The sequence below is a fragment of the Craurococcus roseus genome, from assembly GCF_039523795.1.
GTDB classification, from domain to species: Bacteria; Pseudomonadota; Alphaproteobacteria; order Acetobacterales; family Acetobacteraceae; genus Craurococcus; species Craurococcus roseus.
In genome coordinates this window covers 5,049-18,624 of sequence record NZ_BAAAFZ010000036.1, presented here as the reverse complement: position 1 = coordinate 18,624, position 13,576 = coordinate 5,049, and the positions used below count along the sequence as shown (strand labels likewise).

The following is a 13,576-nucleotide window of genomic DNA, read 5'->3' as shown; positions in this document are numbered from 1 at the left end:
GAGTGACGCGCCCGTCACCGCCGGGGCGACCGGCGGGACCGGTGCTGGGGCTCCTGCGCTACGTCCTTCTCACCGCCCCAGCCCGGCCCCGAAGATTTCCGCCACGCGCGCTTCCACCTGCGGTTGTATGGCGCGTGCGGCCTGGGTATCGGCGGCGGCGCCGGCGGTGTCGCCGAGGCGCGCGCGCAGCAGGGCGCGGAGTTGCATCGTCGACGCGTTGTTCGGGTCGCGCCGCATGGCCTCGACGATGTCGGCGCGGGCGCCGGGCAGGTCGTGCGCCATCAGCCGGAGCCCGGCCCGTGCGGCGTGCGGCCATGCCGTCTGGGGCAGGGCCGTCGCCACGCCAGCCTCGCAATCCTCGGCGGCGCGCGGTTCGCCCAGGCGGTGGCGGGCGATGCAGCGGTTGCTCAGGACGGGCGCCGCGTAAGGATCGGCCTGGAGCACCCGGTCGAAGTCGGCGCGGGCGCCGGCCAAGTTGCCGGCGACGAGGCGGGCGAGGCCGCGGCCTTCCAGCGCGTCGGTGCGGTTGGGCGACAGGGTGAGCGTGCGGTTGTAGTCGGCGAGCGCGCCCTTGATGTCGCGGGTCTCGAAGCGGGCCTGGCCGCGGTTCACCAAGGCCTCCGTGGCCCGCGGCGCCAGCCGGAGAGCGGCGGTGTAGTCGGCGATGGCGCCGGGGAGGTCGCCCTGGCTCGCGCGGACCAGGCCGCGGGCGTTGTAGGCGTCGCCGGCGCGGGGCTCCAGGTGGATGACCCGGTTCCAGTCCGCCAGGGCGCCGGCGTGGTCGCCTTGCTGCTGGCGGAGCCGGCCGCGGCTGGCGTAGCCGAGGGCGCCCTGCGGGTCGAGCTGGATGGCCCGTTCGTAGCTGGCGAGGGCGACGGCCGGATTGCGGGTGTCCTGGCGGGCTTGCCCGAGGTTGATGAAGGCCGAAGCGAGATCCTTGCCCTTCTGGTCGCCATGGCGGATCAGCCAGGTGCAGCCCTCGACGCGGTGCGCGTGGGTGGCGCTGTCGGCGCCGATGCACCAAGCCCAGGCCTCGTCGTACACCGTACGCGCGACCACCGGCCCGGCGGCCGGGGCCGCGACCGACGCGCACAGAGCCACGGCCAGGACCTTACGCATGGGCGTCCATCCACTTTGTTGCGACGCGCGATCAATATCTCGCCAAGGGCCTTCATTGCAAGTTCGTATTGTAAGGAGGCGGTGGCAACCTCCCGCGCCGGTTGCCCCGTCGCCGGACCGGGCCTAGACAGGCCGCCATGCAGGACCAGCGCCCTCCTCAGCCCCGCCGGCGCGCCGAGGTCGTGCGGGAAACATCCGAAACCGCGATCCGTGCCGCGCTGGACCTGGACGGGACCGGGAGCGCCGAGGTGGCGACCGGCATCGGGTTCCTGGACCACATGCTGACGGCGCTCGCCCGCCACGCGCTGTTCGACCTGACGCTGCACGCGAAGGGCGATCTGCACATCGACTTCCACCACACCACGGAGGACACGGGCATCGTCCTCGGCCAAGCGCTGCGGCAGGCGCTGGGGGACAAACGGGGAATCCGCCGCTACGGCCACGCCGTCCTGCCCATGGACGAGGCGCTGGCGGAGGCGGCCGTGGACATCTCCGGCCGGCCGTTCCTGGCGTGGTCGGTGCCCTTCGGCCCCCCGAAGATCGGCGAGATGGACACGGAACTGTTCCAGGAGTTCTTCCGCGCCTTCGCCTTCAACGCCGGCATCACGCTGCACCTCGCCTTGAAGGCCGGCACCAACGCGCACCATGTCGCCGAAGCCTGCTTCAAAGCCATGGCGCGGGCGCTCCGCATGGCCACCGAGCCCGACCCGCGCGCGCCGGGCGCGGTGCCCTCGACCAAGGGGATGCTGGAAGCCTGATGCGCATTTGGACCGTCCACCTGCCGCCCGCCCTGGACCGCGAAGGCCGACCGTCGCGCCGCGCCCCGGTACTAGTGCGCGAAGGGTTCTCCTGGGGCGCGTTCCTGTTCGGGCCGTTCTGGCTGCTGGCGAACCGGCTGTGGCTGCCAGCCTTGCTGTGGTTCGTGGCCGCGGGGATGGCCCTCCTGCTGGCCTCGGCCGGGGGCGTCCTTGCGTTGCCGGCGTTGCAGTTCCTCCTCGGCTGCCACGCGCGCGACCTGCGGCGGCGCGCCCTCGCCCGGTGGGGCTACGCGCAGGCGCACGTGGTCGCGGAGCACGACGAGGAGCGGGCGCTCGAGCGGCTGCTCGCGGCGCGGCCGGAACTCGGTTCGGCGTGGGGCCGGGCCGCCCTGGCATGAGCGCCTCCCCTCGGCGGCGGCAGGGCGGCGGCCGCGTGGCCGTCGTGGACCCTGGGTCCGGGAATCTTGCTTCGGTGCTGCGGGCGCTGGAGCGCGCTTCGGCGTTGGCGGACGCGCCGGTGGAGGCGGAAGTCACGCGCGACCCCGCGGTCGTGGCGCTTGCGTCGCGGATCGTGCTGCCCGGGCAGGGCGCCTTCTCGGCTTGCATGCGGGGCCTCTTCGCCCTGCCCGGCATGGTGGAAACGCTGGAGGACGCGGTGCGGGGCCGGGGCGTGCCGCTGCTCGGCATCTGCGTCGGCATGCAGATCCTTGCCGAGCGCGGCCTGGAGCACGGTGAAACGCCGGGCCTCGGCTGGATCAAGGGCGAGATCGCGCCCATGGCGCCCGGCGCGGGCGCCGGCGGCCTCCCGCTCCCGCTGCCGCAGATGGGCTGGAACACGCTCGCGGCGGCGGCGGCGCCTGGCGGACACGCTTTGTTGGAGGGCGTCGGGCCGGGGTCGCACGCCTACTTCGTGCATTCCTACGCGTTGAGGGGCGCCTCGGCGGAGGAGGTGGTCGCGACCACCGACTACGGTGGCCCGGTCGTGGCCGTGGTGGCGAGCGGCAACGTCGCCGGCACCCAGTTCCATGTGGAAAAAAGCGCGGAGGTTGGGCTGCGCATCCTGAGGAATTTCCTGCGGTGGGACCCGTGAGCCCGTTCCGGCGCGACCACATCCAATTCGGCAAGGCCCAGATCGCGGTGGAGTTGGTGGCGGAGCTCGCCGACCACGAGATGGCCGAGCTGTGCGAGGCGACGGACGCCGCCATCATCGAGGGCGGCGGCTTCGGCTGGGTGGAGCCGCAGGGCCGCGCCGCCCTGGAGCGGCACTTCCGCGGCGTGCTGCTGGTGCCGGAGCGGGAATTGCTCGTGGCGCGCCTGGACGGCCATGTGGCGGGCAGCGTCCAGCTCGTCCGCCCGCCCCGCCACAACGAGGCGCAGGCCTTCGGCGCCACGCTCACCCACGCCTACATCGCGCCCTACGCCCGCGGCCACGGCCTCGCCCGGCTGATGATCCAGCGGGTGGAGGAGCGGGCCGCCGCACTCGGGCACCGGGTGTTGAACCTCGACGTGCGCGAAACGCAGACCACGGCCATACTGCTGTTCGAGGCCTTGGGCTACGTCCGCTGGGGCACGCACCCGGCCTATGCTCGGGTCCGCGGGCAGACCGTGGCCGGCCATTACTACTACAAGCTGCTGGAGCCCGGGCGCGGGCGCAGCACGGAGCAGGTGATGGGCCGCGGCGGGGAGGCCGGATGAGATGGGCCTGCGTATCTACCCGGCGATCGACCTTAAGGGCGGGCAGGTGGTCCGCCTCCGGCGCGGCGACATGGCGCAGGCCACCGTGTATTCCGGCCGGCCCCAGGAGCAGGCGCGCTCCTTCGCCGCGCAGGGCTTTTCGTGGCTGCACGTGGTGGACCTGGACGGCGCCTTCGCCGGCCGCCCGGCCAACGCCGCCGCCGTCGAGGCGATCCTCGCCGCCGTGCCGGGCGTGCCGGTGCAACTCGGCGGTGGCATCCGCGACATGCGGACGGTGGACGCTTGGCTGGCGCGCGGCGTGGAGCGCGCCATCCTCGGCTCGGCCGCGGTGAAGAACCCCGACCTGGTGCGCGCCGCCTGCGCCAAGCACCCGGGGCGGGTGGCGGTCGGCATCGACGCGCGGCAGGGCATGGTCGCCGTGGAGGGCTGGGCCGAGGCGTCCACCATGACGGCGTCCGACCTCGCCCGCCGCTTCGAGGACGCGGGCGTCGCCGCCATCATCTACACCGACATCGACCGCGACGGGATGCTGCGCGGCGTGAACCTGGAAGCGACCCTGGCGCTGGCCCGCGCCGTGTCCCTGCCGGTGATCGCCTCGGGCGGCGTCGCCTCGCTCGACGACTTGGCGGCGCTGTCGGCGGTGGCGTCCGAGGGGATCGAAGGCGTGGTGATCGGCCGCGCGCTGTACGACGGGCGGATCGACGCCGCCGAGGCGCTGGCGCTGGTGGCGGACCGCTAGGGCGACGGGCCCGGGCGAACGGCTCTGGTGACAAGGCCGCCGGAGGAGGGGCACGATGGGCGCCCCCGGCGAAGAGGGGCCAGCGTGGGCAAGGAAATCGTTGAGGTTCCCATCGTCTTCGACATGATCCGCATGGCCGGCGTGCCGCTTTCGCCTGTGGTGCGGGCGTACGGATTCGTTTTCGTGTCCGGCTTGCCCCGGCATCGACCTCGCGTCCGGCAAGATCGTGGACGGCGGCATAGAAGAGCAGACCGAAGCGTCGCTGGCGGCGCTGAAGCACGCCCTTGAGGCCGCGGGTTCGTCCATGGAGAAGGTCGTGAAGGCAACGGTGTACGTCAGCAACGCGGCGCATTTCGCCAAGGTGAACCGCGTTTACGCGCGCCATTTCCCGGACAAGCCCCCGCCCGAACCTTCGTCGCCGTGGGCTCCTGGCCCCTGGAGTTCGACATCGAGACCGAGTGCGTCGCCCTGGCCTGATCGGGGCGCCACCGCGGGAGAAGAAGGACCATGGCGGCCTACTTCATCGTGAACCTCGACATCCGCGACGCGGAAAGGTTCGGCGCCTACCGGGAGCGGGTAGCCCCGCTGGTCGAGAAGCACGGCGGGCGTTACCTCGTGCGCGGCGGCGAACTCCATCCCGTGGAGGGCGACCTCGGCCTCAAGCGCCTCGTCGTGCTCGAATTCCCGTCCTTGGACGCCGCGCGGGGCTTCTACGACAGCCCGGAATACGCGCCGCTCCTCCGGCTGCGGCAAGAGAGCGCCGCGTCGGACATCGTGCTGGTCGAGGGCTGGACGCCGCCGGCCTGACGGCCTGGGCGCCGACGCCGCTTGACCCGTCTCCGCCGGGGCGTCATGGCACCGTCCGAGCCCGTCGCTGCGGGTGCTTGTTGCTGAGGTGGCGCCGTGCTGGCCCTTCGCGTGATCCCCTGCCTCGATGTGAAGGACGGCCGCGTGGTGAAGGGCGTGAACTTCGTCTCGCTCCGCGATGCCGGCGACCCGGTGGAGCAGGCGCGGCTCTACGGGCGGGAGGGGGCGGACGAGGTCACGTTCCTCGACATCGCCGCCTCGCACGAGAACCGGGACACCATCCTCGACGTCGTCTCCCGCACCGCGGCGGAGCTGTTCATCCCGATGACGGTGGGCGGGGGCGTCCGCAGCGTGGACGACATCCGCCGCCTGTTGCTGGCGGGCGCGGACAAGGCCAGCATCAACAGCGCCGCCGTGGCCGAGCCCGAACTGGTTTCCCGCGCCGCGGAGGCCTTCGGCAGCCAGTGCATCGTGGTGGCGGTGGACGCGCGCGCTTCAGGCCCCGGCCGGTGGGAGGTGTTCACCCACGGCGGGCGCCGCCCGACCGGCCTCGACGCGGTGGAATGGGCGCGGCGCATGGCGCGGGCCGGGGCGGGAGAGATCCTGCTGACCTCCATGGACCGCGACGGCACCAAATCCGGCTTCGACACGGAGCTGCTGCGGGCCGTGCGGGCGGCGACCGGCGTGCCGCTCATCGCGTCCGGCGGCGTGGGCAGCGTCGGGCACTTTGTGGAGGGCGCGCGCGCCGGCGCCACGGGGTTGCTGGCGGCCAGCGTGTTCCATTACGGCGAGTTCCGCATCGCGGACGCCAAGGCGGCGTTGGCGGCGGCAGGCCTACCGGTGCGCCCCGCCGCGGCGGCCATGGAAACCGCCTGAGCATGGCCAAGGCCGCGAAGGCGAAGAAACCCGCCAAGGCGAAGCCGGACAAGCCGAAGAAGGCCGCGAAGGGGACGCGCGCCGCCGTCCGCGCCCCAAAGCCGCCGAAGTCGGTGCGGCTGGCGGAGGCGCGGGTGCTGCGTCCGCTGGAGGTCGAGACCGCTGGCGCCGACGCCACGGTGCTGGACCGGCTCTGGCAGACCGTCGAGAGCCGGCGCTTGGCCGGCGACGTCCGCTATTCGCACTCCGCCCGGCTGCTGGCGCGCGGCACCGCCAAGGTGGCGCAGAAGCTCGGCGAAGAGGCGGTGGAGTGCGTCATCGAGGCGGCGCAGGGGCACCGGCCCGAGATCGTGCTCGAATCCGCCGACGTGCTGTACCATCTGCTGGTGGTCTGGGTGGACGCGGGCATCCGGCCGGAGGAGGTCTGGGCCGAGTTACGGCGGCGCGAGGGCATCAGCGGCATCGCCGAAAAGGCGGCCCGGCCCCGCGCCATCCGCCGCGTCGCCCGCACGGGCAAGCTGCCATGAAAGGATAGGAGAGCGCCGCCCCGATGTCCATTTCCGGTAAGCCGCCCTACGACCCCGAGAACATTTTCGCGCGCATCCTGCGCGGCGAGATCCCCTGCAAGCGCGTCCACGAGGACGGCCACGCGCTGGCCTTCCACGACATCGCCCCGCAGGCGCCGGTCCACGTGCTGGTCATACCAAAGGGGGAGTGGTGCAGCGCGGCGGACTTCCACGCCGGGGCCGAGGCGGAGGAGGTCGCCGGTTTCTGGCGCGCGGTGGCGCTGGTGGCGCGGCAGCTTGGCCTGGAGGAGACAGGCTACCGCGTCCTCTCCAACATGGGGCCGGACGCCGGGCAGGAGGTGGGGCACTTCCACGTCCACATCTTCGGCGGCCGGCGCCTGGGGCGCATGGTCCCGGAGGCCTCGGCGGCGTGAAGCGGCCCAGCGCTTGAAGCCGGGCGCCGGCGCCGCGACATTGCGGGCATGGCCATGACTCCGCAGGAGGAGGCGCGCGCCGCGCTCTCGGCGAACGGGCTGCTGCCGGACGTTGAGGTGGACCTCGCAGCGGCCGCCTTGCAGTTCGCCCGCATCGACGCGCCGGACGCCGACTGGCGCGCCGCCGAAGCCGCCCTGTCCGACCTGGCGCGGGACGCCGTGGCCGCCGCCACGGCGGACCCCGCGGCCGATGCCGGGGACGCGGAGCGGCGGCGGCGCGCCCTCGCCGACCTGCTGCACGGCAGGCTCGGCTACGCCGGCGACACTGAGACCTACGACGATCCGGCCAACGCCAACCTGATTCGCGTGGTGGAGCGCCGCCGCGGCCTGCCGGTGGCGCTCGGCATCCTGTGGCTGCACGCGGCCGAGGCGGCGGGCTGGGCGGCGTACGGGATCGACTTCCCCGGCCATTTCCTGGTCGCGGTGGAGGGCGAGCGCGGGCAGGCGGTGGCGGACGTCTTCGGCGGCGGCACGGGCCTGCAAGCGCCGGATCTGCGCGCCCTGCTCAAGCGGTTCGAGGGCGAGAAGGCGGAGCTGCGCCCGGGCGTGCTGCGGCGCATGGAGAAGCGCGAGGTGCTGCTGCGCTTGCAGAACAACCTCAAGCTCCGGCGGCTCCGCGCCCGCGACCTGGAGGGCGCGCTCGGCTGCGCCGAGGACATGCTGCGCTTGGCGCCGGACCACGTCGGGCTGTGGCGCGAGGCGGGGCTGATGAACCAGCGGCTCGACCGGATCGGCGCCGCCCTGGCCTGCCTCGACCGGGCGATCGAACTGGAGCCAACGGGCGAGACCGCGAGCCGCCTCCGCGCCGTGGTTGAGGAACTGCGGCACCGGCTGAACTGACGGGGAGAGGAACGGTATGGCGCGTGCCCTGAAGGTCGCGGTGCAGATGGACCCCATCCAGGGCATCGACATCGACGCCGACAGCACCTTCGCCCTGATGCTGGAGGCGCAGGGGCGAGGCCATGCGCTCTGGCATTACCACGTGCGCGACCTGTCCTTCGCGGCCGGGCGGGTGCTGGCGCGGGCGCACCCCGTCGAGGTGGAGCGGAAGAAGGCCGCGCACTGGCGCTTCGGGGACGAGGAGGAGCTGGACCTCTCCACCATGGACGTGGTCTTGATGCGCCAGGACCCGCCCTTCGACATGGCCTACATCACGGCCACCCACATCCTGGAGCACATCCACCCGGAGACGCTGGTGGTGAACGACCCGGCGAGCGTGCGGAACGCGCCGGAGAAGCTCTACGTCACGCACTTCCCGGAGTTGATGCCGGAGACGCTGGTGACGGCCGACCGGCGGCAGATCGCGCGCTTCCGCGAGAAGCACGGCGACATCATCGTCAAGCCGCTGTTCGGCAACGGCGGCGCCGGCGTGTTCCACCTGCGCCCCGACGACAGCAACCTCAACGCGCTGGTCGAGATGTTCACCGAGCGCTCCCGCGAGCCGCTGGTGGTGCAGAAGTACGTGCCTGAGGTGCGCAAGGGCGACAAGCGTATCATCCTGGTGGATGGCATCGCCATGGGCGCCATCAACCGCGTGCCGGCCGCGGGCGAGTCGCGCAGCAACATGCACGTCGGCGGCAAGGCCGAGAAGACGGCGCTGACGCCGCGCGAGCGCGAGATCTGCGAGCGCATCGGCCCGGAGCTGCGGGCGCGCGGGCTGATCTTCGTCGGCATCGACGTGATCGGCCAGTACCTGACCGAGATCAACGTCACCAGCCCGACCGGCTTGCAGGAGATCGCGCGCTTCGACGGCGTGAACCTGGCGGAGGCGATTTGGGACGCGATCGAGGCGAAGCGGGCCGGCTGAGGCCGCTCCGCCGCAATTCGGTCAGGCCGCGTTGAGCTGCTCCTGATCCAGCGCGGGGTAGTCGGTGTAGCCGCGCGCGTCGCCGCCGTAGAAGGTGTCCTTGTCCGCTTTGGCGAGCGGGGCGCCGCGGCGCAGGCGCTCCACCAAGTCCGGGTTGGAGATGTAAGGCCGGCCGAAGGCGATCAGGTCGGCCCGGCCCTCGCGCAGCGTCCGCACGGCGAGGTCGAGGTCGTAGCCGTTGTTCGCCATGGTCAAGCCGTTGAAGGCCCGGCGCAGCTTCAGGAAGTCGAAGTCCGGTGCGACGTTCCGGTCGCCGCCCGTGGCGCCCTCGACGAAGTGCAGGTAGGCGAGATCGAAGCGGTTCACCGCTTCCACCGCCGGGCCGAACACCGCCATCGGGTCGCTGTCGGAGATGTCGTTGGCCGGGCTGACGGGGGACAGGCGCAGGCCGGTGCGCTCGCCGCCCCAGACGCCGGTGACGGCTTCCGTCACTTCAAGCAGGAAGCGGATGCGGTTCTCGACGCTGCCGCCGTAACGGTCGGTGCGCTTGTTGGTGCCGTCGCGCAGGAACTGGTCGATCAGGTAGCCGTTCGCCGCGTGGATCTCCACGCCGTCGAAGCCGGCGCGCTTGGCCTGCTCCGCCGCGTGGCGGTAATCGGCCACGATGCCGGCGATCTCCTCCGTGTCCAGGGCGCGCGGCGCGACGTGCGGCTGGAAGCCCGTTTCGGTGAAGGCGTTGCCTTGCGGCTTGATGGCGGAGGGCGCGACCGGCAGGACGCCGTTCGGCTGCAAGGACGGGTGGGAGATGCGGCCCACGTGCCAGAGCTGGCAAACGATGCGGCCGCCGCGCTCGTGCACCGCGTCCGTCACCAGCCGCCAGCCAGCGACCTGCTCGTCGCTCCAGATGCCGGGCGTGAAGGCGTAGCCCTTGCCCTGCTGGGTGATGTTGGTGGCCTCGGAGATGATGAGCCCGGCGGAGGCGCGCTGCGCGTAGTAGGTGGCGTTCAGCGGCCCGGGCACGTCGCCCGCCCCGGCGCGGCTGCGGGTGAGCGGCGCCATGACGACGCGGTTGGCCAGGGCGAGGGCGCCCATCCGGACGGGCTGGAACAGGTCGGGGGCGGTGGTTTCGTCAGGCATGGGACAGGCCTCGCGTTGCGTTGCAGCGCGACATGGGCCGCCCCCGCCCCGCATCCAGGGGCATCGCCGCGCATGGCGGGTATGCGCGGCGGCGACAACTCAACCCTGGACCGCGGCTTCCGGCGGCAGCAACTCCATGCCCAGCGCCTCGGCGACCGCCGGATGCGCGATGCGGCCCGCGTGGACGTTGAGGCCGCGCGCGAGGTGCGGGTTCGCGCGCAAAGCGCCCGGGAAGCCCTGGTCGGCCAACGCCAGTGTGAAGGGCAGCGTCGCGTTGTTCAACGCCACCGCCGAGGTGCGCGCCACGGCGCCCGGCATGTTGGTGACGCAGTAGTGCACCACGCCGTCCACCACGTAGGTCGGCTCCGCGTGGGTGGTCGGGCGGGAGGTCTCGAAGCAGCCGCCCTGGTCGATCGCCACGTCCACCATGACGCTGCCCGGCCGCATCCGCCGCACCATGTCGCGCGTGACGAGGCGCGGCGCGGCGGCGCCGGGCACCAGCACCGCGCCGATGACGAGGTCCGCTTCCAGCACGGCTTGCTCCACCGAGTCGCCCGTTGCGAAGAGGGTGGAGATGTTGCCGTTGAATTCGCGGTCCAGCGCGTCCAGCACGCGGAGCGAACGGTCCAGCACGGTGACACGAGCGCGCATCCCGCAGGCGATGCGCGCGGCGTTGGAGCCCACCACGCCGCCGCCGATCACCGCGACGCGCGCGCCCGGCACGCCGGGCACGCCGGAGAGCAGGATGCCGGCGCCGCCCGCCTCGCGCTCCAGGCAACGGGCGCCGACCTGCACCGCCATGCGCCCCGCCACCTCGCTCATCGGCGCCAGCAGCGGCAGGCCGCCGTGCGCGTCGGTCACCGTCTCGTAGGCTATGGCGGTGCAGCCGCTCTCCATCACGCCGCGCGCCTGCTCCGGGTCGGGCGCGAGGTGGAGGTAGGTGAACAGGATCTGGCCGCGGCGGAGGCGCCGCCATTCTTCCGGCTGCGGCTCCTTCACCTTCACCACCATGTCCGCCTGCCCGAACACCGAGGCGGCGTCCGGCACGATGGAGGCGCCGGCGGCGACGTAGGCCGAATCCGGGAAGCCGATGGAAGCGCCGGCGCCGGCCTCCACCAGCGCCTCGTGGCCGTTCCGCACCAGCTCCCGCACCGAAGCGGGCACGAGGCCCACGCGGTACTCGTGGACCTTCACCTCTTTCGGGACGCCGATCCGCATGCCGCCTCTCCGCTGTGTTCCGCCGCTTCCATATGGGGCGGCGCCGGGCGCGTTCACTTCACTGGCAGGAAGATGAACGTCACCGCCGCCACCAGGCAGGCCATGGCCGCAGCGTAGTTCCAGCGCAGCTCTTCCCCCAGGACGAGGACGCTGAAGCCGGCGAACACGGCCAGCGTGATGACCTCCTGCATGACCTTGAGCTGCTGCCCGTTGTACGCGCCGGCCAGGTAGCCGATGCGGTTGGCCGGCACCGCGAGGCAGTATTCCAGGAAGGCGATGCCCCAGGCCACGGCGATGGCGAGCCAGAGCGGCCAATCCGGCCGTTTCAGGTGGCCGTACCAAGCGACGGTCATCAGGATGTTTCTGCCGAACAGCAGCAGCGGCGGGAGCATGTACGGAGAGGTCATGGCGCGGCGCGGTCCTCCTCGGGCGGCAGGCGCCTCAGCAGCCACAGCATCAGCCCCATGGCGGGCAGCGCCGCGGCGGTGGTCAGCAGGAAGAAGCCCGGCCAGCCCAGCGCCTCCGCCAGCGCGCCGGAACCCGCACCCAGGGTCCGCAATGGCACGGCGGCGAGCGAGGAGAGCAGCGCGTACTGCGTCGCCGTGAAGGCGCGGGAGGTGAGGGCGGACAGGTAGGTGATGAAGGCGGCGTCGGCCAAGCCGTCCGTGAAGTTCTCCACGCCCACCTGCGCCCAGAGCATCGGCAGGCTGCTCCCCGCCCCGGCCAGGGCCACGTACATCAGGTTCGACAGCATCTGGCCGAGGCCGGTCAGCACCAACGCCCGCGCGGTCCCGATCCGCGCCACCAGCCAGCCGCCGGCGAGCGCGCCGCCGAGCGTGGCGAAAAGGCCGAACACGCTGGCGACGCCCGCCACCGTTTCGCGCGAGAAGCCGAGCGAGCGGTAGAACGGCGCGGTCATCACGCCGGCCAGCGCCTCGCCCAGCTTGAACATCGCGACGAAAAGCAGGATCGCCAGCCAGTGCCGGCGCCGCACGAAGTCCAGAAATGGGTGCAGCACGGCGCCGGCGAGCCGCGCCCGCCACCCCGCGGGCGGCAGGGCGGGCGGCGCGGGCTCCGGCGCCGCCAGCGCGGCCAGCACGCCGGCCGCGATCAGGCAGGCCGCGTAGGCGTAGGCGCCGGCCCAGCCCACGACGCCTACCATCCACAGCGCGCCGGCGCCGCTTGCCAGCAAGGCGCCGCGATAGCCCCACACGTAGAAGGCGAGGCCCAGCCCCTGCTCGCGCTCCGCCAGCGCTTCGATGCGCCATGCGTCCACCACGATGTCCTGGCTCGCCGACAGGAAGGCGACCAGCGCCGCGAGGGCGGCGGTCCGCAGCGGGTCGGTCGCCGGGTCCGTCAGGCCCGTCGCCAGGATGGCGAGGGCGAGCAGCGGTTGGATCGTCAGCAGCCAGCCGCGCCGCCGGCCGAAGCCGCGGAACAGCGGCGGCGGCAGCGCGTCCAGCGCCGGCGACCAAAGGAATTTGAGCGAGTAGGACAGCCCGATCAGCGCCGTGAGGCCGATCTCCGTCAGCGAAACCCCGGCCTCGGAGAACCATTGCCGCAGCACCAGCCCCGCCACCAGGGGCAGGGGCACGCCGGCCGAGAAGCCCAGGGCGAGCAGCACGGCGAAGCGCCGGTCCCACCAGGGAGTGGGCGTGGCAGGGGCAGCGGTCATCACGCGTTCGTTAGCAGGGCCGGAGCCTAACGGGAAGCCGCGCGTGCGCCGCCCCGCGCGCGCCTTACGCCGTTCCGGCGGCCGTGCGACGCTGCGACGGATGCCGCGCGACCATCCGATGCCGACAGCGCCGCCGCCGCGGCACCAACGCGCCGACGGCGCCTTCGAGCTGCGGTTCGGCCCGGACGGCAGGCTGCGCCACCTGTTCCAGCAGGCGCCGCTGCGCGTGCTGTTCCCGACGCCGGAGGCGGGCGAACCGCCGCTGGCCGCCGCCGTGAATTGCGCCGGCGGCCTCGCCGGGGGCGATGCGCTGCGGCAGGAGGTGGCGTTGGAAGCGGCCGCGCGGGCGACGGTGAGCACGGCCGCCGCGGAGAAGGTCTACCGCAGCCTCGGTCCCGAAACGCGCATCGCCACGCGGCTCGCCATCGGGCAGGGCGCGGTGCTGGAGTGGATACCGCAGGAGACCATCCTGTTCGACGGCGCCCGGCTGGAACGGCGCCTGCGCGCGGATCTCGCCGGGGGCGCCACGCTGCTGGCGGCGGAAACCCTGGTCTTCGGCCGCGCGGCGCGGGGCGAGCGGATGCGGGGCGGCGCGCTGCTGGACGCGTGGCGCGTCCACGGGCCGGACGGGCTGCTGTGGGCCGACGCGCTGGCGCTGCCGGACGATCCGGGCGAGGCCCTGGCGGCGCCCTTCGGCTTCGCCGGCGCCGAAGCGTCGGGCACCTTGCTGCTGGCCGGACCGGGC

The 13,576-nt window shown here is 73.0% G+C and carries 18 protein-coding genes; 13 read left to right on the top strand and 5 right to left on the bottom strand.

Annotation, left to right across the window (positions count from 1 at the left end):
• Positions 1 to 69 precede the first annotated feature (69 nt).
• The gene (locus tag ABD067_RS13180; protein WP_343895768.1) at positions 70 to 1,119 is read right to left on the bottom strand and encodes a tetratricopeptide repeat protein; all 1,050 of its coding nucleotides are present in this window, start codon (positions 1,117 to 1,119) and stop codon (positions 70 to 72) included.
• A gap of 137 nt (positions 1,120 to 1,256) precedes the next feature.
• Here ABD067_RS13180 and hisB point away from each other — a divergent pair, with 137 nt between their 5' ends.
• The 12 genes from hisB to gshB all read left to right on the top strand — a co-directional run bounded on the left by hisB (position 1,257) and on the right by gshB (position 8,801).
• Positions 1,257 to 1,877, top strand: a complete 621-nt coding sequence (gene hisB, locus ABD067_RS13175; RefSeq protein ID WP_343895767.1) for an imidazoleglycerol-phosphate dehydratase HisB — start codon at positions 1,257 to 1,259, stop codon at positions 1,875 to 1,877.
• Positions 1,877 to 2,275, top strand: coding sequence for a DUF2628 domain-containing protein (locus tag ABD067_RS13170; RefSeq protein WP_343895766.1), 399 nt, complete (start codon positions 1,877 to 1,879; stop codon positions 2,273 to 2,275). The genes hisB and ABD067_RS13170 overlap by 1 nt, the downstream gene beginning before the upstream one ends.
• Entirely contained in the window at positions 2,272 to 2,967 is a 696-nt protein-coding gene (hisH, locus tag ABD067_RS13165) for an imidazole glycerol phosphate synthase subunit HisH (RefSeq protein WP_343895765.1), read from the top strand. The genes ABD067_RS13170 and hisH overlap by 4 nt, the downstream gene beginning before the upstream one ends.
• Before the next feature lie 80 nt (positions 2,968 to 3,047).
• Positions 3,048 to 3,572 (top strand): GNAT family N-acetyltransferase, encoded by a 525-nt coding sequence (locus tag ABD067_RS13160; protein WP_343895810.1) that lies wholly within the window; start codon positions 3,048 to 3,050, stop codon positions 3,570 to 3,572.
• 1 nt (position 3,573) lies between these two features.
• Complete coding sequence (hisA, locus tag ABD067_RS13155) at positions 3,574 to 4,311, top strand: 1-(5-phosphoribosyl)-5-[(5-phosphoribosylamino)methylideneamino]imidazole-4-carboxamide isomerase (RefSeq protein ID WP_456305249.1); 738 nt, start codon at positions 3,574 to 3,576, stop codon at positions 4,309 to 4,311.
• 154 nt (positions 4,312 to 4,465) lie between these two features.
• The gene (locus ABD067_RS26420; protein WP_408871553.1) at positions 4,466 to 4,840 is read left to right on the top strand and encodes a RidA family protein; all 375 of its coding nucleotides are present in this window, start codon (positions 4,466 to 4,468) and stop codon (positions 4,838 to 4,840) included.
• Complete coding sequence (locus tag ABD067_RS13150; protein WP_343895764.1) at positions 4,819 to 5,118, top strand: DUF1330 domain-containing protein; 300 nt, start codon at positions 4,819 to 4,821, stop codon at positions 5,116 to 5,118. The genes ABD067_RS26420 and ABD067_RS13150 overlap by 22 nt, the downstream gene beginning before the upstream one ends.
• Before the next feature lie 96 nt (positions 5,119 to 5,214).
• The gene (gene hisF / locus ABD067_RS13145; protein WP_343895763.1) at positions 5,215 to 5,994 is read left to right on the top strand and encodes an imidazole glycerol phosphate synthase subunit HisF; all 780 of its coding nucleotides are present in this window, start codon (positions 5,215 to 5,217) and stop codon (positions 5,992 to 5,994) included.
• A gap of 2 nt (positions 5,995 to 5,996) precedes the next feature.
• Positions 5,997 to 6,521, top strand: a complete 525-nt coding sequence (locus ABD067_RS13140; RefSeq protein WP_343895762.1) for a phosphoribosyl-ATP diphosphatase — start codon at positions 5,997 to 5,999, stop codon at positions 6,519 to 6,521.
• A gap of 23 nt (positions 6,522 to 6,544) precedes the next feature.
• Positions 6,545 to 6,934: a histidine triad nucleotide-binding protein gene (locus ABD067_RS13135; RefSeq protein ID WP_343895760.1), complete on the top strand. Its 390-nt coding sequence runs from the start codon at positions 6,545 to 6,547 to the stop codon at positions 6,932 to 6,934.
• A 48-nt stretch (positions 6,935 to 6,982) separates the two neighbouring features.
• On the top strand, positions 6,983 to 7,834 hold the full coding sequence (locus ABD067_RS13130) for a SirB1 family protein (protein WP_343895759.1): 852 nt from the start codon (positions 6,983 to 6,985) through the stop codon (positions 7,832 to 7,834).
• 16 nt (positions 7,835 to 7,850) lie between these two features.
• Positions 7,851 to 8,801 (top strand): glutathione synthase, encoded by a 951-nt coding sequence (gene gshB, locus ABD067_RS13125; protein WP_343895758.1) that lies wholly within the window; start codon positions 7,851 to 7,853, stop codon positions 8,799 to 8,801.
• Positions 8,802 to 8,822: 21 nt separating this feature from the next.
• Here the strand turns inward: gshB and ABD067_RS13120 are convergent, their stop codons facing one another.
• From ABD067_RS13120 to ABD067_RS13105, 4 genes are all read right to left on the bottom strand, one after another.
• Positions 8,823 to 9,938, bottom strand: coding sequence for an alkene reductase (locus ABD067_RS13120; RefSeq protein WP_343895757.1), 1,116 nt, complete (start codon positions 9,936 to 9,938; stop codon positions 8,823 to 8,825).
• A 99-nt stretch (positions 9,939 to 10,037) separates the two neighbouring features.
• Complete coding sequence (gene ald, locus ABD067_RS13115; RefSeq protein ID WP_343895756.1) at positions 10,038 to 11,156, bottom strand: alanine dehydrogenase; 1,119 nt, start codon at positions 11,154 to 11,156, stop codon at positions 10,038 to 10,040.
• Between the two features lie 53 nt (positions 11,157 to 11,209).
• Positions 11,210 to 11,563 (bottom strand): DMT family protein, encoded by a 354-nt coding sequence (locus ABD067_RS13110; RefSeq protein WP_343895755.1) that lies wholly within the window; start codon positions 11,561 to 11,563, stop codon positions 11,210 to 11,212.
• On the bottom strand, positions 11,560 to 12,831 hold the full coding sequence (locus tag ABD067_RS13105; protein ID WP_343895754.1) for an AmpG family muropeptide MFS transporter: 1,272 nt from the start codon (positions 12,829 to 12,831) through the stop codon (positions 11,560 to 11,562). The genes ABD067_RS13110 and ABD067_RS13105 overlap by 4 nt, the downstream gene beginning before the upstream one ends.
• 118 nt (positions 12,832 to 12,949) lie before the next feature.
• On the opposite strand from ABD067_RS13105, the gene ABD067_RS13100 reads away from it, so the two are divergent.
• A partial coding sequence (locus ABD067_RS13100) for an urease accessory protein UreD (protein ID WP_343895753.1) occupies positions 12,950 to 13,576 on the top strand: 627 nt, incomplete at its 3' end.